Raw genomic sequence first — 25,544 nt, forward strand, 5'->3', positions numbered from 1 at the left:
ATGTTAAGTATAACGGGCTTTTCCCATAGAAAAAACCCCGAATAGGGCACTTTTTTTTAAGTGTCTACTATTCGGGGTTCAGTTCACATGACTAGGTAGCATCTTTTTTTTACAATTTATATTGTACTGTTTTCTCATTGAATACTGAAGTTTTAAAATACAATACACCATTCTTTTCTTCTATAAATTTCAAGTCATCGCCCCTATATGGTGTATCATTTTCTTCAAAGTACTCTAATTTTTCAGGATCATTCTTAAAGATTTCTTTATATAATTCTACTTTTTCTTTTGTATTAGGTTTAACAAGCATTAGTACACCTTTAAGATTTGGTCGAATTAATAGATAATCTTGACCCATTCCCTCGATAAAATAATTCTCATCTTCCCCACCTAAAGCAACCAAGTCATACTCAGTAATTAACTTCGTCGTTTGATCATCATATACATAGAGTTTCTTCCCATCTGTCATAACTACTTTATTTTGAACCGTTGAAATATTCTCCATCCATCGATTGTAATAGAAAACTTTTGTTTTCTTGATGATCTTATTATCTTTTAGATAAATAGAATATCGATCAGTACTTAATCCTGGCTCACCGTGATTATTATCGAGATTGAGAAGCACATTTCCTTTTGGTGTTTGTTTGGCTTCAAGAGAAACACGATAATCTCGTTGAGTTTTTATCGGAACCTTTAAATCTGTTTGGCCAATTTTTTTTGGAAGATTGCTTCCTACTACAAAGTATAAGTCTCCATTTATTTTATTCACCCAATACTCCGAATTTTGGTACTTTGCTTTGACCAAAATATATTTACTGGTAACTGAGATTGTTTTTGATTTTTGTTCCCATTGAACTTGATCCCCCATCATTTCGGAAATGAATCGCAATGGGACATAAATTTTATTATTGATCATTTTCATGGACGGATTCATTTTCATCGATTTTCCGTTTTTTATTGCTAAATTACTAGAACTGTTTAAGACTAATTTATTGTTAATTCCAATAATAGTAGCAGCTCGCTTGGAAACATCCCAATCAACTTTATATCCTAAAAGTTCCGATACATTTCTCAGAGGAATATATACATACCCTTTTTCAATAAATGGTTCGGATCCCAGTTGTTCATTCCACCCATTCACTTTTAAAGTGATCGATTGCTTAGCATCACTTTTTATACTAAAACCAACCATAAACAATAGAATAAGTGAACATAGAATAGAAGATTTTATTAATTTTGACATACTCTTTCCTCCAAATTTAGTTTTATTCACTATATATGACGAATTAAAAACAAAAAAGTTTCAATTAATTTCCATTAAAATCATTTATTTGACAGAATTCATGACGACAGGGTATGACTATTAAGGATTTAGACCCATTAATTGACAAGCCCCTCTAATCATTTATATCTATTATAATTTCATCCATCAATAGTTCTTTTCTTTTGCCACTACTTTTTGATGGGATAATCGTTTTCTTGTCACCATTTTCTGAGATCTCTACACCACCATAAGTATCAGCCGTGAAGTTTCTGAATGTAATATGTGGGGTAATAATTAGTTGTTTCGCATTTTCATTAAGTTTCCCAAATGTTTTACTCATAGTTAATTTATTTTCTTCCTCTTTGCCTCCATTAACTTGGCCACCATACCTATTACCGAGATTATCTTTTATTTCTATGTCTATATCGACCGCATCAAATTGATTTCTAATTGCTTTTAACACTTCTCGATCATAATAAACAGTAAAAGACATTGGTGAAAGGGTTATCTTGGTTATTGTAGCTATAACACCTTCTTTTTTCACACTTTTATTAACTATAAGTAAGTTGCTTTTTGGTGAATCAAGGGTAAAATTAAATTTCCATTGTCCTTTTATTTCTTGATTCGTTTCTAGATTTCGTATTTTATCTATCCTCCAATCAATCGTTACAGTTTGATCTGCTACATCAGAAATATTACTTGCAGTCAATATTCCTACATATTTATTCCTATCAATCCTAGAAACCGTGCCTGTACCAGCTACTCCTTGAGCTTTTTTAATAGTTGGAAAACTAATTTGGGGATTGTCCCCTAAATCTTTAGCGCTTTCAATCGTATAGGTTAAAGTGACAATTTTTCCATCAAATATCGCATCATTCACTGTAAATTTAATACCATTGTCTTCCTGGACTAGATTTAAAGCATTAGAATATTCCTTATAGTGTTCATATTTACCACCTTTTTGATTTGGTGGTTGATTACTAATTTCATTGTTATTATCGAAAAAACGGAAAATATCTCCAATAATTGGAATGTTTCCTGCATATGAAGGAACAGTTAATCCAACCATTGTAACTGAAATTCCAGATACTATGGCAGCGATTGCAGCTTTTTTCCACCATCTCTTCTTTTTTTCCTTTTGTTGAATAGCTATTTGTAATGCTTTTTTTACTTTAAAACATTCATCTTTATTGACTTCTACTTCTATAAATTCTTTTTCATCTATCTCCACTTCAGTTAGCAATTCGTAAATATCCTTCATATAAGACTTCCTCCTAGTGTAAGGCTTGTCGCTTTTTTAGATAATTTCTTTTTGCTTCGGTAGATTCGGTTTTCAATAGCCGATCTTGTTATACCGAGCTTCGCTGAAATTTCATCAGTCTTAAAACCTAAAAAGTATTTCATGATTAAAATTTCGCGATCGATTGGCTCTAAGAGATTAATCAAGGCTATGAGTTCGTTCCTATTTTCTAAAAAAATTAATTCATCTTCCACTGATTTCTCATTATTTACTTCTATTTCTCCTGAAATTAGCTCTTTTTTCTTTGTTGCTTTCCTGTAATAATCAATCGATTTAAATCTTGAAATCACACAAATCCATTTTTTAAAATCCTTGGAGTTTCCATGAAACTTTTTAGAATGATTCCATATGGATAGAAAAATATCATTTATACATTCATCGATAAGACCATTGTTCTTTAAAGGAGAGAGAATTTTTTGTGTAATGCCTTTTACTAAAGGTAAATATTGTTCAACAATGTACTCCAATGCATCCTCTTCATGCCGTTTTAAGCGCTTAATAAAATTCTTTTCTGTTGATTTCATTCATTTGATCTCCTTCTATTTTTGTAAAAGTCTTTTACACTTTATATAACGATTGATCCTATTTTTTTCTCTCATTATTTTTGTGCGAGTATGAATATTTTTAAAATGATGCAAAGTGGATGAATGATTAGAATTTTTATAAGAAAAAAAGGAAGAAAAATGGGTTTATCCACTCTTCTTCCTCTTTAATTAATGTGAAGGCTTTCTACATGAAAACAATAAAAATAACGGGATTCTCATTCTTCTCTCATATTCTTCTATACGTTTGAAATTTTCCTTCACCGGGGTTGCTTCTTTTAAACCTTCAATAACAAAACCAGATTTTTGTAGTGTAGCAAAATATTCCTCAATCGTACGATGATATTTTATTACCTGCTCACCAATCCAAGGTTCTACCCTTTTACCAGAATAAAAGTAATGATCAACAAGCCAATTTGTCCTCTTTCCATTGGTAGTCATACTTTCAACAGATGATGTAAGTATTGGATGTTGAACACTGAAAATAAAACGACCATCAACTTTTAATGTTTCATAAACCTTTTCAAATAACTGGCGAATATCTTCTATATAATGAATGGCTAATTGTGACGTCACGATATCAAAAGAATTCGATGGATATTTATAATCTAACATACTCGTAAGAAATACTTCCCCTACTGTTCCATAAAGATTTTGTATTGCCTTATGATACATATTTTTGGATCCATCAATTCCTGTATATGATTGACAATTGCTCTTTATAAATTCTATACCAAGCGATGCATCCCCACAGCCTAAATCCAAAATCACCTGATCGTTCACATCTCCTATTAACTCAAGTAATGCTGGCTTTTCAATAATTATATTAGGGCTTTCTTCACGATGCCTTCTCTTCATATACTGTTCGAAAAATAGATTATTATCATAGGCGGATGAATCTTTATATGCCAATTAATTTCACTCCTTACGTATAAAACTAAATATTCATCTATTTCTATTCGCTAAAATTTACCTGTAACCTCTTTTTTGATTAGAATTTTTCAACAAAATGAATAGATTTAAAAAATTATATTAAAATAGCATAACCTGATGGTATGTTAAATTATTTTCATTCACTTGTTTTTATACTTCTATATGAGTCATATTTCCTATTTTCATCTGAAACCATTCCTACTTTTTATTCATATATGCTATATTCTAAAAGTTAAATTTGTTTGCAGCAAAAACGCTACGCCAACCGAGGGTGTCCTTCTAGCAAAACAACTGTGTTTATTCATCAAGAAACGACATCATTTACAAAATAGGAGATTAAACAATGAACAAAGAAAATGATGCCTTAAATCGATGGAAATTGAAAATTAATCATGAACATAAACTTCTGGACATAGGAATATGGGACTATAATTTTACTAAAGATGAATTCTATTGGTCAGAAAAAATATACAAAATTTTTGGTTTGAATAAAAAACAAGAACTTACATTTAATCAAGTAATTGACTTCATTCATCCAAATAACCGGGATAATTATTTAATCACCCATTATGAAGCGCTAAATAAAGGAAAAGGATACTCTATTAACTATCGTATTCTTCGAAAAGATGGGAAAGAAAGAATAGTATCTACTACTACTGATGTCCTATTGGATCAAAATAATCAAGTGGTTCGAATGATAGGAACAACGATTGATATTACTAATCAGAGTTACTTTAATCAACAAGTCTTACAACGGGCAAAAGAAATTTCAGATCTCTTCTTAAAAGTCGGTATATGGTCAATGGATACAAACTCAAATAATATTTTATTTTGTTCTAATGGTATCGAATCCATCACTGGTTATGCTTCTATAGATTTTCAAGAAAAGCGAATTGTATGGAAGTCTATCGTCTATCAGGAAGATATAACTAACTATTTTTCAAGTATGAAAAAACTAAAAATAGGGGAAAAAGTTAAGCACTCATATCGGATAGTTCACAAAAATGGTGAAGTAAAATGGGTAATGGAGGAAAGTATTCCTAGTTTTGATTTGAAAGGAAACCTAATACGTATAGATCGGATTGTTACTGATATATCTGAACAAAAAAAATCAGAAGACAAGATGGCTTATTTAGCTCATCATGATTTTTTGACAACTCTTCCTAATCGGAGATTTTTTGATAAGGAGCTCAATCTTTTAATTAAATCTTCTGCTCGTTCTAGTTCGCATGAAAAATTCGCTGTCATGTGTTTGGATATGGATGGTTTTAAACGTGTAAATGATACATTTGGTCATTTAACTGGAGATAAACTATTAATTGAAATCTCTTCCAGGCTAAAGCAATGCGTATCCCATCATGACTTAGTTGCCAGAATGGGCGGAGATGAGTTTTCTGTCATCCTTCGAAATATAAATAACATTGACTATCCTATTTCAATTGCGAAAAAAATAATTTCATGTTTAGAGGAGCCCTTTTTCATTGAGGGCTACGAATTATATATCACAACTAGTATTGGTATTGCAGTTTCTAATAATAAATGCAATGAAATGAATCACATATTTAAAAAAGCAGATAATGCCTTGTACCGTGCTAAGGAAGCTGGAAAAAATAATTATCAAATCTATACTTATACAATGGAAAAGGAATTTTTCAAACTCTATACTCTCGAAAGAGATTTAAGAAAGGCACTTAAGAAAAACGAATTCTTCATACATTTTCAGCCGAAAGTAAATACGAAAACAGGTCAAATCCATAGTGGAGAAGCCTTAATTCGTTGGAAACACCACAAAAATGGAATTGTTTCCCCAAAGGAGTTCATACCACTAGCAGAAGAAAACGGAATAATCTTTCAATTGACGGATTGGTCCTTTCGAACTGTATGTGAACAAATCAACAAATGGAAGCAAAAAAATATTCCGCTAGTTCCAATATCTATTAACATTTCTCCTAAACGATTCTTAAAGCATGATTGGGCGGAGACATTCGTTCAAATAATGGAGGATACCGGTGTAGACCCCTTTTTGATAGAATTGGAAATTACTGAAAGTGTGCTAATTCGAAATGAAGAATCATTTGCCTCTTCTATAAAAATACTAAAGAATTTAGGGGTACGTATTTCACTAGACGATTTCGGTATTGGATATTCATCTTTAATTTATTTGAAAAAGTTTCAAATCGATACGATCAAAATTGACCAGTATTTTATTAATAACTTTTTAGCTGACGAAGCTCCGCTTACAAAATACATAATTAATCTGGCACACGATTTAAAAATGAATGTTGTTGCAGAAGGAGTAGAGACGGAGGAACAGCATCAATATCTTCGACAGTATGGTTGTGATCAGCTACAAGGATATTTATTTAGTCCACCTGTTTCAGCTGAACAATTTATTAAATTGTTAGAAAAAGTATATCTTTACTAATAAATAAAATAATGAATCTTTAAGATAAAAAAACAGGAAGAGTCTGTGTACTCCTTCCTGCTTTTTTGACTATTTATAACCCTAAAAACTTTTCAATTTGAATGCGGTAAGGAGCTATTTCTTTTATTTGAGAAAAGTTAGCTAACACTCCTTTTATTAAAAAGATTTGTGGATCCTTCTTCTTAAACTCTGCATATAAAAAATCAATCGAACTTAATAATTCCTTCGTTTCCCTTATACTTAAGGATAATGATTGGACAATTAGGGTCATTTCTTTTAAAATCTTTTCTAAGCTATCATTATTCCGTGTATTTTCGAAACTATTATGAATTTCATGCATAAATTGTTCAGTTAGAATTGGTGAAACTTCTTGATCGATCATTGCATGTAGAAGATCATAAACTCTTTCCGTAATATGAATAGCTAACTGATCATTATTAATAATTTTTTCATCATAAGCTTTAACCCGTAAATAGCCTCTTAATATGGAAAGAAATAAAATATATCCTTCAGGAATATATGGACGTACCTTTTCTCCAAACTCCTCTAGTAATAACAATTTCAACCAATTAAATGAATGTTCATGTAAATGGATAAATATTTGTTTAACTTTTTTTGAGAATATTTGTTCTTGATGGATCATGGAAAAGAACTCATTATATTGATAACGTTCATTTAATAATACTCTCAATAAATTTGAAAACTTTTCCTTAGGGGTTAAATCTTCCTCAAACGCTTCCCCCATTTTAGTTACAACATGTTCAATATAATAACGAATAATAGAATATAATAAATCATCCTTTGAGGAAAAATAAGTATAAATCGTCCCTTTTGATACATTGCTTGCATCTGCAATTTCTTGCATTGATGCAGCATGAAACCCCTTTTCAGAAAATAATACGGTTGCTGTTTGGATAATTTTTGTTTTTTTATCTTTATATTTATCTCTCATATCATTTCACCCTTTAATTTATTCTAACAGATAATGATCATTTCTCATATTTACATATTTTCCACGGATCTCATGAATACCTAAAATTGACCCATTGGTTATTGACTGCTTAGTCGAAATTGATTCTTTGTGGCGGTATCCGACAAAAAATGCAAATTGAAGCCAGTTATTAATTCCATTTTCAAGAAATTTTCTTCTTGATAATAAGATCATATTCGGTTATATTATATTTTGCCATGACCAGTCAGTCAATTTTATAATTAAGGGAGAGAAGTGTAATATGGTTGTCAAACAAAATCGTAATTCTGGTATACAAACAACCAACCAGATTACAGGTAAAAGAAAGTGGTGGGCACTTGCAACAGTTATGATGACAATGTTTTTCTCATCCATGAATCAAACTGTTGTTTCAACTGCAATACCTACCATTATTGGAGACTTAAATGGATTTGAATTGTATGCATGGATATTTAGTGCATTTATGATTACTTCAGCAGTAACGGTACCTATCTATGGTAAATTATCCGATGTATACGGTAGAAAACCTTTCTATATCTTCGGTCTTATCATGTTTGCTGTTGGTTCTGCAGTGTCAGGATTAGCACAAAATATGCTTATGTTAATTATTGCACGTGCCATTCAGGGAATTGGTGCTGGTGCGATGATGAGTATGCCACGTGCAACAATTGGCGATATCTTTAATCCAAAAGAACGTGGACGTTGGATGGGAGTTATCGGTGCAGTCTTTGGACTCTCTAGTATTCTAGGACCAACAATAGGAGGATGGATTACAGATGAATGGGGTTGGCGTTGGGTATTTTATGTCAACTTACCTTTTGCAGTCCTTGCCTTAATTGGGGTTCTTTTTGCTTTACCAAAAGTACGAACAAGTGAGCAAGCAAGCATCGATTGGATTGGTTCGTTCTTACTTGTACTTGGTCTTCTTCCAATTCTCCTTGGATTTACATGGGCGGGTAGTAAATACGATTGGAGTAGCCCAGTTGAAATATCTCTATTTGGTGCAGGTATTATTATACTCATTCTATTTTACATTTATGAACGAAAAGCGGCCAACCCGGTTATCGATACGAAGCTCTTTAAAAACCAAATATTTAGCACATCTTTAATTCTTGGAATATTCGTTGCGATGGGGATGTTTGGTGCAACAATGTTTTTACCTCTATTCGTTCAAGGTGTAGTTGGTCTTGATGCACAAAGCAGTGGTCTTGTTATGTCACCTATGATGATCAGTTTTATTGTAGGTTCAGTTGTCTCTGGTCAAATTATGTCTCGGACTGGTAAATATAAAAAGCTGTCCCATATTAGCGCAATATTAATGGCGGTAGGTTTATTTTTATTTACACAAATGGATGTTAATACAACATATCCAACCGTTATTATCAATATGATTGTGCTTGGATTAGGGATTGGCTCCTTAATGCCATTATTGAACATTGCCGTTCAAAATGCATTTCCGTATAAGATGATGGGAACTGTTAACGCAACACAGCAATTCGTCTCATCCCTTGGTGGAGTAATTGCTTCCCCGATATTTGGATCAATTTTAAATAATGGTTTTGCAGATAAACTAGAAACTTCATTACCTAAGCAATTGATGCAGATGAAAGAGAAAATGGGTGATGTAAATCCTCAAGCACTATTAACAAAGGAAGCTCAAGAGGCACTTGCTACGAATTTCAAAAAATTAGGTGATGCTGGTATCGAGCTTTATAATAGCTTCTTACATGCAGTTAAAGTTTCACTTACTACTGGTGTACATCACCTGTTCATCGTCGCTGTCGTATTTGGATGCCTTACCTTTATTGGTACGTTCTTCCTACCGGAAATCGGGTTAAAGGATGATGATTATTTTGCAGAGGCGAATAAGGATACTGCCTCTACCGAAAAAGCTAATTAATACAAAAATTGTGCTTCATGGTAAGTAGTTCAGATAACGTTGAGAAAATCTAAAATCGCAGACAAAATAACCTACGATATCATAACATAAATACTTAAGTAAATTTACAATTTAAACAGCTAATAAAAAGCTTGGGGAAAATCCCAAGCTTTTATTCTTTTATGTATAGTTCTGTTCAACTAAAGCTGCCTCGTTAGTTCAATATAATCTCCATTTTTCTACTCTTCGTTTTCATCCCAATTGACTTATAAAATTCAATGGCAGATGTATTTTCCTCGGATACTCCCAATTCAATACAATCAACCTTGAGGCTTTTTCCAAAATCAAAAACGTATTTAATCAGTTTTTTTCCAATACCTTTCTTTCTCTGTGTTTCAACAACGCATAAACTCTTTATATATAATACTTTCCTCGCTTTAACAAAAGTATTTTCAGTTACTTCTTCTTCCTTTGCCACTACAACGCCAACTATATCATTGCCTGTAGTAGCGACAAAAATATGCTGTTTGCCATCAAGTAGTTGGCTTTCAAAAAAACCTTGTTCGATTGGAGTGGAATTCTCTTTGTACAAATCTGGTCTTATAAAAACGTGGAATTCATGAACCTGCCTAAATAAAGGTAACAATGATTCGTAGTCGCTTTGTTTAGCGTTTCTTATGAATAAATCCATATTTTTTTCTCCCCCCTCCCCAGATATTTGTTTTTAATTGGAATTTACCAATTCTCACTCTTGCCCAAAATGCTTTAGACATTCATTCTGCTCTTAAGTTGAAGAACTGAATGTTCAAAATCTCTAACTCTATTTTACTAAATATTGTTATAAATCTCTAAATTTATTCGAAAAGACCCAAATTGACATATCTAATAACAAGTAAAATATCACCCTCATTTACTCAATGACAATTTTTATTGTCAAGATGCTAGTAAGGTTGCTATTTAGAATGCTATTTTTGGCCAGTTTTCTTTTAAAACGTTGATATATTAGCGAAAATAAATCAATTATTGACTATGCTAAAAAGGTTACTAATCCATATATTATTTACATTGATTCACCACAAAAACAGAACTACTTACCTTCTTGTTCATCTTTTTTTCTAAAAATCTTCTCTATCTCTCAATGAATGGAAATTTTCTTTTTTTCTTGTAAAAAAGCATGTACTTCTTGAACACTTAGCCCCATACATTTTGCTCTTTTCATCATTTCAACCCATTCATTATCCAACTGATCGTTTTGCCGCTTCTTTTTTTCTTTATCATCCATTTGTTCCATCGTCCTTCATGCCTCCAACAACATCATATTTGTAAAAATTAAGGGGCTATACAGACTACTCTCTAATCATTCTGAAAATAGACAATTATGTATAATATTATGATTCCAGATGAAGAGATGAATTGTCTGACAATTTACGATTAATTTAACTTTAGCAAAAACAATAGGGAAATAAACCTATCTAAAGTTATATATTTTAAAAATTTATACGTTCAATTAGTAACAAGTACATAATTTCCTCAAATAGATTCTACAAGCATGGAGGATAGTCTTTCTTATATTTTTTCTTGAACGAAAGAACTAAGAGCCGCATCTCTTCATAAAAAAAGTAAATTCCTATTTTTTACATAGGAATTTACTCGGATTCAAATCTCATAAATTATATTCCCTTAGCCCCATACTTCTTTTGCCACATCAACTATAAACTTTAATTTTTTCCATTGCTGTTCTTCGGTTAGTTTATTTCCATGATGAGTGGAGGCGAAACCGCATTGTGGACTTAAGCATAATTGTTCGAGTGGAACATATTTTGCTGCTTCATTAATACGAGCTATAATTGCTTCCTTGTCCTCTATCTCTCCATTTTTAGAAGTGACTACACCAAGTACAACTCTCGCACCTTCTCTAGGAATGTATTCCAATGGCTGAAAATCTCCTGAGCGTTCATCATCATATTCTAAGAAAAATCCATTAACTTTTTCCTTAGCAAAAAATGTAGGAGCAATTAGCGCATAACTTCCTTCAAATAACCAAGTAGATTGATAGTTTCCTCTACATAAATGGGTAGTTACAACCAAATCCTCTGGTTTCCCTTCCAATACACCATTAATAACACGTAAAGCTAAATCAATATACTGCTCCCTTGAATATCCACCTTCTTCAAAGACTTTATTTGGTGCTGAAAGTCCTGCTATATAAACATCATCTAACTGTAAATACCTTACCCCGGCATCATAAAATAATTGAATCGCTCTTCTATAGGCTTGAATGACATCTTTCGCAAATTCCTCAATATCAGGGTATATAGCTTCATCACGTATTCCAACATGGAAAAGCTGATTTGGACTCGGAATCGTTTGTTTGGCCACTGCCCTTCCTGCTACGATATCATTAAATTCGAGGAAATCTTTAATAAATGGATGATCAGTAGGGAATGTTATTTTTCCAGTATTCCGAATTTGATATTTTTCCGTCTCTACACCTTGAAATTGATATCCTCTTTCAGGTACATATCCTTCTATTCCATTAAAATGTTCTAGGAAATCTAAGTGCCACCACGTACGTCGGAATTCCCCATCTGTAACTAACTCTAAACCAATTTCTATTTGTTTATCTACTATTCTTTTAATTTCGTTTGTTTCTACTTGGCGTAATTGTTCATAAGAAATTTTTCCTTCCTTATATTCATTACGAGCTCTGTGTAAATTGTCTGGTCTTAATAAGCTACCTACATGATCAGCACGGAATGGAGCTTTAGTGAGTGTAATCGAATTTGTCATCATATTTTCCTTCTTTCATATTTTAATCATTTGATACATTCATATCAATCAGCGCTTATGGTAAAATGGCAAATGATCGTACAGGAAAACCTGAGGCTTTTTCAGGTTTAGGTACAACATTAATAATAACTGCACCTTTTGCAGGTACTTGATCCAAATTCGTTAGTAGTTCTATCTGGTATGTATCTTGGTCAAGTACAAAGTATTCTGCTAAAAGCGCACCATTATTCTTGAAGTCGATACTTGAATCAGTATCAAATGTTTCATGTCCTATTGCCTTTATATTTCTTTCCTTAAATAAAAACTCCAATGCATCGAGTGACCAACCAGGGGCGTGGTTATTACCTTCAGAATCTTGGTTATTAAATTCTGCTATATTTGGCCATCTCTTACTCCAATCTGTACGCAAGGCAACGAATGTACCTTCCTCTATAATTCCATATTCCTCTTCAAAAGCTAGTATATCTTTTACTGACAAGGTAAAATCATGGTTTAATGCTGATTCCTTTGACTTGTCAATAACGATTAACGGTAAAATTAGCTCCTTTAAATCTAACTCATCTAAATATCTTGCATTGCGAACAAAGTGAATCGGTGCGTCTATATGGGTGCCATACTGACCTGGAAATTTAAAATTCTGTGCAAAAAATCCATCATCATGAGTAAATAGTGTTTGAAAGTCTGCGGAATCAAATGCTGAAAAATGTGGAGAGTCTGGACCAAAAGTATGGGTCAAATCAACCCATCGCTTTTCCTTTAAAAATTGGATTACTTTAAAAAGTTCACTTGACATAATCTTCACTCCTTTTTTCAAATGTAAAAAGCCCCTTCTTATAAACAAGAAGAGGCATTGTAGACATCACATATTCTCTTCTTATCTTCAAGCGTATTGCTTCTGGAATTAGCACAGTACATCTGTCTGTTGCTGAGGCTTCAAAGGGCCAGTCCCTCCACCTCTCTGGATAAGAAAATTACCAATATTTAATTAAATATTACTCTACAATTTTGCAAAGAGAATGTCAATATAAAAAAATAAAAATTTATTGCGCAAAATCAATATACTAGTTTTTAGATAAAATATCCAAGCTATGATAGGATATAGATGAATTTTACGATTTAACAATTAGAATAGAGGATTAAAATGAAGAAAATATTATTGGTGTATGCTAGTATGACAGGCAATACGGAAATCATTTCAGATCTCATTGCGGAAGCCATTAGAGAAGAAGGCTATTCTATTACCGTAAAGGAATCTCTTCGTGCAGATCCAAAGGAATTATTAAAATATGATGGATTTATTTTAGGTTCCTATACATACGAAGGTGGAGTCATTGCCGATGAATTTATGATATTTTATGAAGAAATGGAGCAATTGGACTTATCAGGGAAATTTGGAGCCGTCTTCGGTTCCGGTGATTCTTTTTATGAAGATACTTTCTGCGTAGCAGTTGATTTAATTACGGAAAAATTGATTGAACTTGGCGCTAATATTGTACTTGATGGATTGAAAATTGATTTAATGCCAGAGGGAGATGAGGAAGAACGATGCAAACAATTCGGCAGAGATTTTATTAAGCGGATAAACTCTTAATATAGTAGAAAATCCGATGTTTTATTGTTTTAATTTGCTAGTTTTGGATTTGTAATGGTAAAATATCCTTACTATTTGGATCGGAGGCTGACAATTTTGGGGAAAATTAATCTTGCTGAAGCGGTAAAATTAAAAAGTATTATGACAAAAATGATTCATGACCTGGAGGATGAGATTCGTAGAGTAGCATTTACAACAATCGAAAAAGGAGAAGTTCCTGAAAAACCAATAAGAAATGTTCAGCAGGTTGATGATGAATTAGATGTGGTAAGGAAAGATGCAAGATTACTGGATCGTTTAATGTATAGAGCAAATATTGATCATACAATTACCTTTAAAAATGAAGAGCTAACCATTGTTGAAGCGATAGAATTAGCAACGCAACTTCGTGCCAAAGCTCGGTTATATAAAGAATTGGGAACTGCAGTTAAAGAAGAATTTCAATATGGAATGTCTGAGCATACAAGCATTTATCAAATAGCCCTATTCGAACCTGAGGATTATCGCAAAAAAGCAATTCAAATAGAAAGAGATGCTCATAAACTCTCAAATATTATTAATGCAAAAAATTATTCCATCATTCTCGATTTTGATGATGAAAACTACTTCTAACCTGGAAAAGATGAGAGTTCTTTTCCAGGCATAGGGTGGAGAAAAAACACATTTTAATTGTAAGAGACAACCGATTATACGTTCCCATTTAAATTGTGACCAATCAATTCCATTACCAACTAATGCAATGGCAATCGAAATCTTTTAGATAAATTAGTTTCTCCCTCTATGATAAAACGGGCCCTTCTGCTACGTCTGTACAGATAGGGCTTGTTTTTGTTTGTTGGATTCTCCGATTTATTTTGTATATACTTAATAAGAGAAAATCTTTTATAAGGAACATTGGTTGCAGCCAATGTTCCTTATCACAGCACTACTAAAGTGCAGTGGCCCTTAATTTAGATAACCTATCCCCTTTTAAACTCAAGGTCATTAGCGGGATGGGTTATTTCCGTTTAACGAGGGAAATGACAACCGCAATAACGGCTACAATTAATGTTCCAAACATTATCATTAATGAAACTGCCTCGTATACGGTGACCAATAGTAACCACCCCCTTTCAATAAGGGATAGCCACCCTACACGCTGTGTATAATTAATTATAGCACATACGTTCGTATCTCTATAATACTTTTAAAAAATCCTACCATTCTACTACCTTTACTTTTTCTTATTGCTACTATTAAATCAATTTTATTTATGAATCTTTTATCTTACCCTCACATATAGTTTATAAACAAGACAAGACTTCTAAGTTAATAGAATAGGAACTTGCTTTTACTAAGGGGGAAATGATATGCCAAAAACATTATTCGAGATTGATTTAAGTAAACCTATGCAAGATCAAGCACATCCGGGACATAATCGTTGGCATCCTGATATTCCAGCAGCATTTGCTGTCGATCCTGGTACATCTTTTCGGATGGAATGTAAGGATTGGACCGATGGTCAAATTAGTAATGATGATAATCCAAATGATATACGCGATGTCATCTTATCACGTGTACATGTACTTAGTGGACCGGTATATGTTAATGGGGTTGAACCTGGAGATTTATTGGTCGTTGATATTTTGGATATTGGCGCGTTAGCTGATTCTGAATGGGGATATAACGGTATATTTGCAAAAGAAAATGGTGGAAGTTTTTTAACTGAACACTACCCAAATGCAGCAAAATCAATTTGGGATTTCCATGGTATATACACAACATCCAGGCATATTCCTGGCGTTAAATTTGCTGGGATTATCCATCCAGGTCTTATTGGTGTTGCACCATCTTTAGAACTTCTCCAAAAATGGAATAAACGTGAACAAGAATTAAAGATGACCGATCCTAATCGAGTCCCGGAATTAGCTGCTAGTCCAGATCCACAAAATGCTGTTCTTGGAACACTTAAAGGGGCTGAATTTGACCGAGTGGCTCGTGAGGGCGCAAGAACTGTTCCTCCACGTGAGAATGGTGGAAATTGTGACATTAAAAATTTGTCAAAGGGCTCACGAATATATTTTCCAGTATTTGTTGAAGGTGCGAAGCTATCAGTTGGTGATATTCACTTTTCCCAAGGCGATGGTGAGATTACATTTTGTGGTGGAATTGAAATGGCAGGCTGGATTGATCTTCGTGTAGATGTTATTAAAGGTGGTATGGAGAAATATAATATTAAGGAAAATCCAGTATTTAAACCTGGTCCTGTTGAGCCTCATTACTCTGATTATCTCGTTTTCGAAGGAATATCTGTTGATGAAACTGACGGTAAACAGCATTATTTAAACGCACATATCGCCTATAGACGAGCTTGTTTAAATGCCATTGAATTTTTAAAAACATTAGGTTATACAGGTGAACAAGCTTATATGATATTAGGAACTGCACCGGTTGAAGGGCGAATTAACGGGATTGTGGATATTCCAAATGCATGCTGTACAGTTGCTATTCCAACACAAATTTTTGATAAAGATATATCACCGAAGTAAGTTAATTTTGATAAGGAGCGGACATATACTTGCCAAATTATACTTTTCACTGTAAAAATTGTGGTCAGTTTACTCTTTCTTTTAAATCAACGAGCGGAAATAAAACACAAGCTGTTTGTCCGATCTGTCAGTTGGACGCCAAACGAGTCTATTTTCCACCCAATTTATTTTCATATAGTAAAGAACTTAGATCTAGAATTGAAAAGGGGATGGAACCTAAGAGAGTTAAAAAAGAAGAATTAGGGACAAAGCAAATTAAAAAAAGTGCAAATATACAACGGCCATGGCAGGTCTAATTCGAGTAATGCATAAAGGATAGAAAACACTCTCTATCCTTTTATATGTTTTTGTCTGATTTTTAACCAATAATTGTTTTCTTATAGTGAGTTACTTGAATCCCTACTGGTGGCTTATATAACTATTTATAGATTCATCGAGCTTATTATGAAGTTTACAAGATTAATTTGGGTAGGTTACCTTGAGAAAATTTACAGATTGGTCAATTAATAATTTTAAGATAGTAACATCAATATCAGAAAGCTTGTTCACGTAAACACAGGCTTTTCCTGTTGTGTGCTTTCCTAATTGATTTAGTAATTCTTCCCTTTTCGGTTCTCCAGTTGCTAAGTACAAGCTAATTTTCGCTTTTCTTGGGGAAAAGCCTACGAATGGAGCATCTCCTTCATGGCCGGATTTATATTTATAATGATATGAACCAAATCCAATTATACTTGTGCCCCACATTTTAGCAGGATAGCCTGTAGTTTCTGTAAAAATATCTAATAATTGATAAGCGTCTTCGCGTTTTTTGGGATTTTCGATATTTTCAATAAATTCTATCACACTATGATCATTTTCTTTTGTTTTTAGCTTGTACATAATTTTGAATCATCTCCTTAATTTACTAATTATGGTAAATGAATTTACCAGTATATTCCGAAATTATCAACAATCCAAGCAAACATTTTACTAAAAGGATAATGATCTAAAGGCATTAGAACACCTCCACCTTTCGATAACTTTTCATAAAGTTGTACGATTTCAATTTCAGTATCGCACATAATGTAAATGGAAAAGGACGGAGTAAATGTGAAATCATGTTTTACTATCAATACACATAAATTCTTGTCCTTTCAATGAAAAAGTAGCATGCATCACACTACCTTCTTCACCTGTTTCATTTTTTCCGTAACGTGTAATTGTAGTAATTTTTTAATCTACTATTAAAGAAGTATAAAAATTCATGGCTTCCTCAGCATTTCCTTAAAACATTAAAAAAGGTGTAACCTTTGACTTTGTTCATCTTCTCCGTTAGACTAATATACTCTTGTATAATCCAATTTTAACAGGATAAATAATTATAGGGATATTATCTATCAAATTTGATTTGGTTAAATGGTATAATGATCCTAAAAAGGGGGATTTTCTAATTGGATGCACTATTACGCTTTTATAAAATCATCATTGGATTAGTAGAATTATTTTTCGGCATTCCTTTTATTGGAGGGCTAATCATCATAGCTCATGCTTGGGCTCCTTGAGGAACGTTGATTTTCTTTCATGTAATCGGACTTGTTTTGGCATTTGCAACAGATAAATCAAAGGCTGGATCTATTTTTGGTATTATCGGGAATATAATCGCCTTCATTCCAGTTGTTGGAATGTTTATGCATATTTTAATTGGATTAGTGAATATCTATCAAGGGTTACGAAATAAATAATTTTATGGGACTGTTCAAAAGGCGGTCCCTATTTGTGTTCCAAATAGCTTTTTATATCTCATGTTTTATTTTCCAATATATTTTTCTAAAAAGTCAGCAACTCTTGTATAGGCAATAATATTGTTTTTTAATTTGACAAAAAAATGACCCTCATCCTCAAATCGAATATATTGAATTGGATGATTTCGTTCTTTTAATTCGGTAACGATTTGTTCTGTTTCTTCGATTGGAACTCGCGGATCATTAGCACCATGCAATACCATTAAAGGCGCATTGATTTTATCAGTATGATGAATGGGATCAATTTGATCAAAAAACTCCCCATGTTCTTCAATATTACCATATTCTGCTTCTCTTAATTTCCTTCTCCACACACTTGTATTTTCTAAAAAGGTTCTGAAACTAGATATCCCAACAATATCAATGGCAGCAGCCCAAATTTCGGGATAATGCGTTATCGCTGCTAATACCATAAAGCCACCGTAGCTTCTACCCATAATAGCTATTTTTAGGGGATCTGCACTCCCCTCCGTTTTTAACCATTCTACTAAGTAGGTTAGATCCTGTACTGAATCCATCCTTTTTTCGACATCATCTAAATGCGAATAAGTCTTTCCATAACCTGTACTTCCACGAACATTTGGTGTACAAACAGCATACCCCCTATTTAAGAAATATTGCAAAAACGGATTATATACTGCCCTAATTTGGCTTTCTGGGCCCCCATGGACAAATATAACAACAGGTTGTTTTTCTTTGGAATGCTTAGGCTTATAGTAAAATGCAGGTATTTCAAGACGATCAAAGGAGTGAAAATGGATCAATTCTGGTTCAACGAGTTCTGGTTCAATGATTGGTGAACGAGAAACATAGGTCAATCGTTTAATTCTATTCAATTGGATATCTAACTCCCATATATCTGAGGGAAGTGTGGGCCCATTAAATACATATGCTAGCTTTCTATCATCTGGTGAAAAGGTAAGTCTTGTAATTACCCCGATAGGTGTCTCCCATGTGTTTACTCTTTCTTCTTGAACATCGTACAGAATTCCTTTAGAGACACCGCCTTCATTTACCGTATAGGCAAGCTTTTTTTTATCAGAGCTTATCGCTAATCCTTCTAAATCCCACTTTCTTGTGTCAATCCATGAAAGTACTTTCGTTGTGATATTTATACTAGCTAGGCCAGTGAATTCCCTCTCCATATTCGTTAATACATACAATTCATCTCCATCAAAGTTAAATTGTGGAGAATCAAATATGGCTTCGCCTTCATGATAGGTAAGCCAAGTCACTGCACCTGACGCTATATTAAGTAATCCTAAATCATTATCTAAATTAGTGTTTATTTTTTCAATTAATAAGCTGTTACCTTTGGGATGCCATTTTACGGGTTTAAATAATCCATCACCTTTAAACACTCTTTCACTTTCATACGTTTCAAGATTTTGAACATATATGTCAAAAAAAGCTGGATGTCGACGATTACTTGACCAAGCTAGATATTTTCCATCTGGTGAAACTCCACCAAAGTGATGAATATGTTCAGGTGAGTTGGTTAAAGGCATTAATTCACCATTTTCCTCTAAAATAAAAAGTTGCTGCTTCTCATTGACTCCAACATCCATTCCAACTATTCTCCTGTTGGTCCCATGAATATATTTCACAAAAATAACTCTTTCATCAGTAAATGAAGCCTGTGTCGGCCATCCTTTACTCATAGTTAGGTCCCACACTTGAGGCAAACCACTATAATTAGTAATAAAAGTTAATTGGTTCCCTTCTGGATGATAAACAGGGTGATCGGCTGTTCGAACGTGTAAAAATTGTTTTACCCCAATGGATTTCATAGATGATTCCCCTTTTTTATATCCGAATGAAGAAGAGGATGGATATAGCCTTGTAATCCTACAAGTCCCAAAACAGTTAAGAGTATTTTTTGGATTCCGAAGTAGGAATCTTTTGAATCAAAATATTCATTCAATGTATGAACACCACCAAAGTCTCCTCCACCACCTAAAGTAACAGCAGGAATTCCAAGACTAATAGCAATATTAGAATCGGTACTACTTGGTGCATCTAATTCTGGTGTAAATCCTAGGGCAAAAGTTGCTGCACATGCTGCTTGAACCAAGACTGAATCAGTACTTTGGGAGCCTGCTGGCCTCTCTCCAACTAATTTTACTTCTACCTGCACCGCTTTATTTCCCCAATGTTTATTTTCAAGTTCTGCAGCTTGATACAAGATTGATAACACATTTTCCACTACTTGTAATAATTCATGTTCTGACGTAGATCGTAAATCAATCATCATTTCCGCTGTTTGAGCAATAGTATTAACCGATGTACCACCTTTTATCGTGCCAACATTAAAGGTCGTCTTAGGCATAATTGGGGTTTTTAAGTCTGCTATTAATGCTATCGCACGACCCAGAGCATGGACTGCACTCGGTAAACCAAAATCTCCGAAACTATGGCCCCCTGGCCCACGATAGGTTACTTGATAACGACGGCTACCGGTTGCAAGGTAGGTTATTTTCTCAGGGCTCCCAGGTTCAATAGAAATAAATCCATCAATACGATCATAATGTGTGAAAAGATATTTGACTCCCCTCAAATCACCCAGCCCTTCTTCACCAACGGTAGCAACAAATATTAAATTCGCTACCGTATCTATTTCAGCATCGTTTAAAGCAGCGATGAGTGTAAGTAATGCCGCTAACCCTCTACCATCATCTGCAATGCCAGGGGCATAAACCTTACCATCTATAATTTTTGCCTTTACATCTGTTCCTTCTGGGAAAACTGTGTCGAGATGAGCGGAAACGACAAGATTTGGTCCATCCTCCTTCCCAATACGTTCACCAATTACATTCCCCACATGATCTACTTGAACATTCGATAAGCCTAATTCTATAAATCTATTTTTAAAATAATTAGCGCGTTCTTCTTCCTTAAAAGTAGGTGCTGGAATTTGTGTTAATTCAATTTGCTCCATTGTTGTCTGTTCATTATTCAATTTGATAAAGTTTAAAGCTGATTTAACGGACCCATATCTCATTAATTCTTCAAAGTGGTCTTTTATATTTGCTGAAACATGAAAGTCATTGCTTCTATCATTCACTTTATAATCCCCCTTAATATTTTCGATACTAAGAATAATTATATGTGAATGGAACAAATATTTAAACTATTTCGCATGTTGAAATAATTTGGTTTACATAATTATTTTATAGACTATCCGATTTATTTTTTGATATAATTTGGTTTCGCGTTTTGAAATAGTAAATTAGTGAAAATAATAATTTCACAGTTTCTAATGAATCTATTAATAAAAAAAGTTACTCACTATTTATCAAACACATTTTTAGTGGGACCAAAAGTCAAATTGATTTCTATACGGAGAGAAACTATGAAACAAATGAACAAAATCATGCGAACTTTCCTATTAAAAATACAAAAAATGAATCTTCAGTACAAAAAGGACATTTTAGCTAGTAGTTCCTGTTAACTGAATGATTTTAGTCAAATATAAATAAAAAAGGAGATGTCTAATTTTAAATGTGGCAAAAGCCATTTTAGACATCCCCAGAAGTTATAACCAGTTCCTAATTCAACTTTAGATATTAAGATTAATATAAATCCTTCCTTCTATCCTGAAAAACTGGGATACTTTGACGAATGAGATCTACTTCCTCAATTTCTAAATTCGTATAAAAGACTCCTTCCTTCGTTTCATTGCCCATCAGAAGTTTACCCCAAGGTGAAATAACCATTGAATGGCCATTGAATTCATTATTTGGATCAATACCTACACGATTGACAGCTACAACAAAACACTGATTTTCTATTGCTCTTGCTCTCAGAAGCAATTGCCAATGGTCAATGCGTTTCTTAGGCCATTGCGCTACGACGAAGATAATCTTTGTTCCTTTAATACAATGTGTTCTTATCCATTCAGGAAAACGTATATCATAACAGATAACCCCTCCACAACAAATATTATCCATCTCAAATATATTTAGAGACTGCCCTTTTTCCAAATATAAATGCTCATCCATCAATTGAAATAAATGTACTTTATCATAATCAGAGACAATCTCTCCCTTTCGATTCACTCCATACATTGTATTATAGAATTGGTTCCCTTTTTTTGTCGCCACTGAACCTCCAATAATATTCACTTGGTAATTTTTGGCCAGTTTAATTAATAGTTGTTTTGTTTTTTCTCCATTTCTATCTGCTAATTGATCCATTTGGTCAAGTGCATATCCTATATTCCACATTTCGGGAAAAACAATCACATCTGCTTTGGAATGTGCTGCTTCTTCGGTAAACTTTATGACTTTATCTCGATTTTTCTCTGGTTCACCAAAAGCAATATCCATTTGTATACATGCAATTTTCATTTCCTCATCCCCCTAGACATATTTGTTTAAAGATTATAAAATTTCAATTAAAACTGCAATTAAAAATAGTACTTTTTCAATAAAATTTAAGATGTTCCAAAACAAAGGTGGAGAGTCTATGGATTATTCAAATCGATTAAAAAAATTACCTAATCAGTTTTTCGCTTCACTTGTCAGTAAAGTTAATCATGCAATAGCCGAAGGTCGAGACATCATTAATTTAGGACAAGGGAATCCTGATCAACCTACACCTAATCATATTGTTAAAGCATTGCAAAGGGCAGTTGAAGATCCACAAACACATAAATATTCACCCTTTCGAGGACTATTCGAATTAAAAAAAGCAGCATCTAACTTTTACAAAAAACAATTTAATGTTGATATAGATCCTGAAACAGAAGTATCAATACTTTTTGGTGCAAAAGCAGGTCTTGTTGAATTACCGTTCTGTTTACTAAATGATGGTGATCTTATGCTCTTACCCGATCCAGGATATCCTGATTACTTATCTGGTGCTGTATTAGCGAATGTCAATTACCAAACCTTTCCTCTAAAAAAAGAGAATAAATTTTTACCAGATTACAACGCTATTCCAGTCGAGCAAAAACAAGCTGCTAAGTTGATGTATTTAAACTACCCTAATAATCCAACTGGTGCTACGGCAAATCATGATTTTTTTGAAGAAACAGTAGATTTTGCATTTAAAAATCAAATTACTATTGTACACGACTTCGCCTATGGTGCGATCGGTTTTGATGGAAAAAGACCCATTAGCTTTCTTGAAATAAAAGGTGCTAAGAAGGTTGGAATAGAAATGTATACACTTTCGAAAACATATAATATGGCTGGTTGGAGAGTTGGTTTTGCTGTCGGTAACCCAATAGTAATTGAAGCGCTAAACCTACTTCATGACCATATGTATGTAAGCCTTTTTCCAGCTATACAACAATCTGCCATTACAGCACTAACGAATGATCAAAAATGTGTTGAAAAACTTGTCAACCTATATGAACAAAGGAGAAATTCTTTCATTCATGCTTGTTTAGAAATTGGGTGGAAGGTTGATTCACCAGCGGGCTCCTTTTTCGCTTGGCTTCCAGTTCCAGAGGGATATACGAGTGAAGAGTTCGCAGACTATCTCTTAGATAAAGCAAATGTCGCTGTTGCCCCAGGTATTGGCTTTGGAAAAAATGGAGAAGGATTTGTTCGAGTGGGTTTGTTGGAGGATACAGATCGTCTCGTAGAAGCAGTAAAACGTATTGGAAAATTAGGGATCTTTTTATAAGGCCCTTTTCTCAAGGAATTTACAAAACAACAACAGAAAACTCATTTTATAACTGAAGAATCATGTGAAAAAATCCCTTTCATTAAAACTAAAATTGAAAGGGATATCTTGATTATTCTACCAATATATTATTCATTAAATTTATTAATTTTTTTCATTGAAAGCTAAGAAAGTTATTAAACTCATCATAGATCGGCTATTTTTTCAGCAATTGAGAGAATTTATTCATTTATGCTAACTGACTTGTTGTTCCTTATATTATTGCTCATTTGATAAGGATCATATAAAACTTTGCCATCAATCATAGTAAGTTCTACGTTAATATCCTTTATTTTCGAAGCTTGAACATTCATTAGGGACTCACTTAAAACAACAAAATCAGCGAGTTTTCCTACTTCTATGCTACCCTTGATATTTTCTTCAAAGCTTGCATAGGCACCATTCCATGTGTATGCTCTTATAGCTTGTAAAACACTTATAGATTGTTTTTTTCCTACTGCTGTTCCAAGATGAGACTCTCTATTAACCGCAGCATGAATACCTAATAATGGATCGACCATTGTAACGGGCGCGTCAGATCCAAAAGCGGCAATGATTCCTTTTTCAATATAATCACGAGCAGGGTACATCACTTCTACTCGATCTCCGTAATATTCCAGATACTTCTCCCCATTTACATACATAAAAACAGGATTAGGAATAATAACAACGTCCAACTCCTGCATCCTTTCCTGTAAATCAAGTGGTGCTATTCCCGCATGTTCTATCCGATGACGATGGTTCTTACGTGGATGTTCAGATAAAGCCTTCTCGAAACAATTTAAAAGCATTTCTATTGCCCTATCCCCTTGAGCATGGGCAGTAATTTGGTAACCATTCTGATGTGCTTCACCTAAAATTCGATTCAACTCTTCTTGACTGTAATATATCACCCCGTAGTCATCTGCCTTATGGTTATATGGTTCACGAGTAGCAATTGTTGGTCCAGTACTACTCCCATCTGTAAAAACCTTTGCTGGTCCAATTTTGAATCGTTCATTACCAAGTCCCGTTATTGGACCCGCTTCAACCATTTTTTTTACAAAATGATGTGGGTTTGTTAAGGAACCGATGATCGCATATACACGAACTTTTATTTCATTCGCATTGATTGCTTGCTGCATAATACGAATCGTTTCCGAACCTTCTCCATATGCTCCAGCATCATGAATACTAGTAATTCCTTTTTTTATAAATTCGTCAGACGCAAGCTTCATCCCTTTTCTCAATTCTTCCTTAGAATAACTCGCATATTCAAATAAATTCATATGTGCATTTTCTATCAATTTTCCAGTGAGGGAACCATCCATGTTTCTTTCAATGATACCACCTTCAGGATCTTTCGTACCTTGCGTTATTCCAGCTTTTTCTAAAGCCAAACTATTCACAATGGAGGTGTGGTTACACGTTCGAATCACAACAATCGGATGATCAGTTGAGATTTCATCAAGCTCTTCCTTTGTTGGACATCTATTTTCTTTTACTAAAGATTCACTAAACCCCCATGCACGTACCCAATTTCCTTTCGGTGTTTCTTCCGCTTTTATTCTCAAATCCTGAAATATATCTTTCAATGAGTGAATATGAGGTTCAATGCAGCTAACACCTAAAAGATTTGTCCCATATATGGTCAAATGCAAATGAGCATCTATAAATCCAGGAAGAAGTGATTTTCCATTTAAATCAATACATTTTGTATCCTTTGTGACATAAGGGCGAATATCAGCTTTAGTTCCAACAGCGATGATTCGATTCTTTTTCACTGCTACACATTCCACAATTCTATTTTCGGCATCAACTGTAATAACCTCTCCATTGAAAAAAATAATATCCGCCTTCATATACTTCTCCCTCCATTTCCAATTTGT

At 33.6% G+C, this 25,544-nt stretch carries 23 protein-coding genes, 1 pseudogene and 1 riboswitch; of the genes and pseudogenes, 8 read left to right on the forward strand and 16 right to left on the reverse strand.

The features are described 5' to 3' along the window. Positions 1–109 precede the first annotated feature (109 nt). The 4 genes from MHI39_RS13335 to MHI39_RS13350 form a co-directional block, all read right to left on the reverse strand. The gene (locus tag MHI39_RS13335) at positions 110–1,243 is read right to left on the reverse strand and encodes a copper amine oxidase N-terminal domain-containing protein (protein WP_058003773.1); all 1,134 of its coding nucleotides are present in this window, start codon (positions 1,241–1,243) and stop codon (positions 110–112) included. 154 nt (positions 1,244–1,397) lie between these two features. After that, positions 1,398–2,525, reverse strand: coding sequence for a DUF4179 domain-containing protein (locus MHI39_RS13340; RefSeq protein ID WP_058003774.1), 1,128 nt, complete (start codon positions 2,523–2,525; stop codon positions 1,398–1,400). After that, a complete protein-coding gene (locus MHI39_RS13345) occupies positions 2,522–3,088 on the reverse strand; it encodes a sigma-70 family RNA polymerase sigma factor (protein WP_058003775.1) in 567 nt (188 codons plus the stop codon). The genes MHI39_RS13340 and MHI39_RS13345 overlap by 4 nt, the downstream gene beginning before the upstream one ends. Before the next feature lie 189 nt (positions 3,089–3,277). Continuing rightward, positions 3,278–4,018 (reverse strand): class I SAM-dependent methyltransferase, encoded by a 741-nt coding sequence (locus tag MHI39_RS13350; protein ID WP_259545442.1) that lies wholly within the window; start codon positions 4,016–4,018, stop codon positions 3,278–3,280. 364 nt (positions 4,019–4,382) lie between these two features. On the opposite strand from MHI39_RS13350, the gene MHI39_RS13355 reads away from it, so the two are divergent. Beyond that, complete coding sequence (locus tag MHI39_RS13355) at positions 4,383–6,464, forward strand: EAL domain-containing protein (RefSeq protein WP_342539327.1); 2,082 nt, start codon at positions 4,383–4,385, stop codon at positions 6,462–6,464. A gap of 73 nt (positions 6,465–6,537) precedes the next feature. Here the strand turns inward: MHI39_RS13355 and MHI39_RS13360 are convergent, their stop codons facing one another. Continuing rightward, the gene (locus tag MHI39_RS13360) at positions 6,538–7,416 is read right to left on the reverse strand and encodes a TetR/AcrR family transcriptional regulator (RefSeq protein ID WP_342539328.1); all 879 of its coding nucleotides are present in this window, start codon (positions 7,414–7,416) and stop codon (positions 6,538–6,540) included. Positions 7,417–7,696: 280 nt separating this feature from the next. On the opposite strand from MHI39_RS13360, the gene MHI39_RS13365 reads away from it, so the two are divergent. After that, positions 7,697–9,334 carry an MDR family MFS transporter gene (locus MHI39_RS13365; RefSeq protein ID WP_071975863.1) on the forward strand — a complete coding sequence of 546 codons (1,638 nt, stop codon included), beginning with the start codon at positions 7,697–7,699 and terminating at the stop codon, positions 9,332–9,334. Positions 9,335–9,527: 193 nt separating this feature from the next. On the opposite strand, the gene MHI39_RS13370 is transcribed toward MHI39_RS13365, so the two are convergent. The 4 genes from MHI39_RS13370 to MHI39_RS13385 all read right to left on the reverse strand — a co-directional run bounded on the left by MHI39_RS13370 (position 9,528) and on the right by MHI39_RS13385 (position 12,896). Then, on the reverse strand, positions 9,528–10,004 hold the full coding sequence (locus MHI39_RS13370) for a GNAT family N-acetyltransferase (protein WP_058003780.1): 477 nt from the start codon (positions 10,002–10,004) through the stop codon (positions 9,528–9,530). A 444-nt stretch (positions 10,005–10,448) separates the two neighbouring features. Further along, a complete protein-coding gene (sinI, locus tag MHI39_RS13375) occupies positions 10,449–10,604 on the reverse strand; it encodes a DNA-binding anti-repressor SinI (protein ID WP_236722851.1) in 156 nt (51 codons plus the stop codon). Between the two features lie 389 nt (positions 10,605–10,993). Beyond that, entirely contained in the window at positions 10,994–12,103 is a 1,110-nt protein-coding gene (locus MHI39_RS13380; protein WP_071975862.1) for a 5-methyltetrahydropteroyltriglutamate--homocysteine S-methyltransferase, read from the reverse strand. A 55-nt stretch (positions 12,104–12,158) separates the two neighbouring features. Next, complete coding sequence (locus tag MHI39_RS13385; protein WP_071975861.1) at positions 12,159–12,896, reverse strand: cyclase family protein; 738 nt, start codon at positions 12,894–12,896, stop codon at positions 12,159–12,161. Between the two features lie 78 nt (positions 12,897–12,974). After that, positions 12,975–13,072, reverse strand: a riboswitch (SAM riboswitch). 172 nt (positions 13,073–13,244) lie between these two features. Between MHI39_RS13385 and MHI39_RS13390 the strand changes: the two genes are divergently transcribed. Next, the gene (locus tag MHI39_RS13390) at positions 13,245–13,694 is read left to right on the forward strand and encodes a flavodoxin (protein ID WP_071975860.1); all 450 of its coding nucleotides are present in this window, start codon (positions 13,245–13,247) and stop codon (positions 13,692–13,694) included. 96 nt (positions 13,695–13,790) lie between these two features. Then, positions 13,791–14,306, forward strand: coding sequence for a hypothetical protein (locus MHI39_RS13395; RefSeq protein ID WP_058003784.1), 516 nt, complete (start codon positions 13,791–13,793; stop codon positions 14,304–14,306). A gap of 385 nt (positions 14,307–14,691) precedes the next feature. Here MHI39_RS13395 and MHI39_RS13400 read toward each other — a convergent pair whose 3' ends face one another. Beyond that, the gene (locus MHI39_RS13400; RefSeq protein ID WP_139358081.1) at positions 14,692–14,790 is read right to left on the reverse strand and encodes a putative holin-like toxin; all 99 of its coding nucleotides are present in this window, start codon (positions 14,788–14,790) and stop codon (positions 14,692–14,694) included. A 253-nt stretch (positions 14,791–15,043) separates the two neighbouring features. Here MHI39_RS13400 and fmdA point away from each other — a divergent pair, with 253 nt between their 5' ends. Together fmdA and MHI39_RS13410 are read left to right on the forward strand one after the other, a co-directional pair. Continuing rightward, the gene (fmdA, locus tag MHI39_RS13405) at positions 15,044–16,222 is read left to right on the forward strand and encodes a formamidase (RefSeq protein ID WP_058003785.1); all 1,179 of its coding nucleotides are present in this window, start codon (positions 15,044–15,046) and stop codon (positions 16,220–16,222) included. A gap of 29 nt (positions 16,223–16,251) precedes the next feature. Then, positions 16,252–16,518, forward strand: a complete 267-nt coding sequence (locus tag MHI39_RS13410) for a zinc ribbon domain-containing protein (protein ID WP_071975859.1) — start codon at positions 16,252–16,254, stop codon at positions 16,516–16,518. A gap of 163 nt (positions 16,519–16,681) precedes the next feature. On the opposite strand, the gene MHI39_RS13415 is transcribed toward MHI39_RS13410, so the two are convergent. Continuing rightward, positions 16,682–17,101, reverse strand: coding sequence for a DUF1801 domain-containing protein (locus MHI39_RS13415; protein ID WP_259545448.1), 420 nt, complete (start codon positions 17,099–17,101; stop codon positions 16,682–16,684). A 44-nt stretch (positions 17,102–17,145) separates the two neighbouring features. Beyond that, positions 17,146–17,467 (reverse strand): annotated as a pseudogene (locus tag MHI39_RS13420) (VOC family protein). A 302-nt stretch (positions 17,468–17,769) separates the two neighbouring features. On the opposite strand from MHI39_RS13420, the gene MHI39_RS13425 reads away from it, so the two are divergent. Further along, positions 17,770–17,943 (forward strand): hypothetical protein, encoded by a 174-nt coding sequence (locus MHI39_RS13425; RefSeq protein ID WP_236722850.1) that lies wholly within the window; start codon positions 17,770–17,772, stop codon positions 17,941–17,943. 65 nt (positions 17,944–18,008) lie between these two features. Here MHI39_RS13425 and MHI39_RS13430 read toward each other — a convergent pair whose 3' ends face one another. The 3 genes from MHI39_RS13430 to MHI39_RS13440 form a co-directional block, all read right to left on the reverse strand. Next, on the reverse strand, positions 18,009–19,793 hold the full coding sequence (locus MHI39_RS13430) for a S9 family peptidase (RefSeq protein WP_259545449.1): 1,785 nt from the start codon (positions 19,791–19,793) through the stop codon (positions 18,009–18,011). Beyond that, positions 19,790–21,067: a M20/M25/M40 family metallo-hydrolase gene (locus tag MHI39_RS13435; protein WP_342539336.1), complete on the reverse strand. Its 1,278-nt coding sequence runs from the start codon at positions 21,065–21,067 to the stop codon at positions 19,790–19,792. The genes MHI39_RS13430 and MHI39_RS13435 overlap by 4 nt, the downstream gene beginning before the upstream one ends. A gap of 508 nt (positions 21,068–21,575) precedes the next feature. Beyond that, entirely contained in the window at positions 21,576–22,352 is a 777-nt protein-coding gene (locus MHI39_RS13440; RefSeq protein WP_071975855.1) for a carbon-nitrogen family hydrolase, read from the reverse strand. A 118-nt stretch (positions 22,353–22,470) separates the two neighbouring features. Here MHI39_RS13440 and MHI39_RS13445 point away from each other — a divergent pair, with 118 nt between their 5' ends. Next, positions 22,471–23,637: a pyridoxal phosphate-dependent aminotransferase gene (locus MHI39_RS13445; protein WP_058003791.1), complete on the forward strand. Its 1,167-nt coding sequence runs from the start codon at positions 22,471–22,473 to the stop codon at positions 23,635–23,637. A gap of 221 nt (positions 23,638–23,858) precedes the next feature. Here the strand turns inward: MHI39_RS13445 and MHI39_RS13450 are convergent, their stop codons facing one another. Then, positions 23,859–25,517, reverse strand: coding sequence for an amidohydrolase (locus MHI39_RS13450; RefSeq protein WP_342539340.1), 1,659 nt, complete (start codon positions 25,515–25,517; stop codon positions 23,859–23,861). Positions 25,518–25,544: the final 27 nt, after the last annotated feature.

This window comes from Heyndrickxia sp. FSL K6-6286 (assembly GCF_038630395.1).
GTDB lineage: Bacteria > Bacillota > Bacilli > Bacillales > Bacillaceae_C > Heyndrickxia > Heyndrickxia oleronia.

What these genes read in the sequence shown, in the direction of transcription:
- MHI39_RS13335 (WP_058003773.1), bottom strand. Translation starts at nt 1,243, where the DNA reads ATGTCAAAATTAATAAAATCTTCTATTCTATGTTCACTTATTCTATTG.
- MHI39_RS13340 (WP_058003774.1), bottom strand. Translation starts at nt 2,525, where the DNA reads ATGAAGGATATTTACGAATTGCTAACTGAAGTGGAGATAGATGAAAAA.
- MHI39_RS13345 (WP_058003775.1), bottom strand. Translation starts at nt 3,088, where the DNA reads ATGAAATCAACAGAAAAGAATTTTATTAAGCGCTTAAAACGGCATGAA.
- MHI39_RS13355 (WP_342539327.1), top strand. Translation starts at nt 4,383, where the DNA reads ATGAACAAAGAAAATGATGCCTTAAATCGATGGAAATTGAAAATTAAT.
- MHI39_RS13360 (WP_342539328.1), bottom strand. Translation starts at nt 7,416, where the DNA reads ATGAGAGATAAATATAAAGATAAAAAAACAAAAATTATCCAAACAGCA.
- MHI39_RS13365 (WP_071975863.1), top strand. Translation starts at nt 7,697, where the DNA reads ATGGTTGTCAAACAAAATCGTAATTCTGGTATACAAACAACCAACCAG.
- MHI39_RS13370 (WP_058003780.1), bottom strand. Translation starts at nt 10,004, where the DNA reads ATGGATTTATTCATAAGAAACGCTAAACAAAGCGACTACGAATCATTG.
- sinI (WP_236722851.1), bottom strand. Translation starts at nt 10,604, where the DNA reads ATGGAACAAATGGATGATAAAGAAAAAAAGAAGCGGCAAAACGATCAG.
- MHI39_RS13380 (WP_071975862.1), bottom strand. Translation starts at nt 12,103, where the DNA reads ATGACAAATTCGATTACACTCACTAAAGCTCCATTCCGTGCTGATCAT.
- MHI39_RS13385 (WP_071975861.1), bottom strand. Translation starts at nt 12,896, where the DNA reads ATGTCAAGTGAACTTTTTAAAGTAATCCAATTTTTAAAGGAAAAGCGA.
- MHI39_RS13390 (WP_071975860.1), top strand. Translation starts at nt 13,245, where the DNA reads ATGAAGAAAATATTATTGGTGTATGCTAGTATGACAGGCAATACGGAA.
- fmdA (WP_058003785.1), top strand. Translation starts at nt 15,044, where the DNA reads ATGCCAAAAACATTATTCGAGATTGATTTAAGTAAACCTATGCAAGAT.
- MHI39_RS13415 (WP_259545448.1), bottom strand. Translation starts at nt 17,101, where the DNA reads ATGTACAAGCTAAAAACAAAAGAAAATGATCATAGTGTGATAGAATTT.
- MHI39_RS13430 (WP_259545449.1), bottom strand. Translation starts at nt 19,793, where the DNA reads ATGAAATCCATTGGGGTAAAACAATTTTTACACGTTCGAACAGCCGAT.
- MHI39_RS13440 (WP_071975855.1), bottom strand. Translation starts at nt 22,352, where the DNA reads ATGAAAATTGCATGTATACAAATGGATATTGCTTTTGGTGAACCAGAG.
- MHI39_RS13445 (WP_058003791.1), top strand. Translation starts at nt 22,471, where the DNA reads ATGGATTATTCAAATCGATTAAAAAAATTACCTAATCAGTTTTTCGCT.
- MHI39_RS13450 (WP_342539340.1), bottom strand. Translation starts at nt 25,517, where the DNA reads ATGAAGGCGGATATTATTTTTTTCAATGGAGAGGTTATTACAGTTGAT.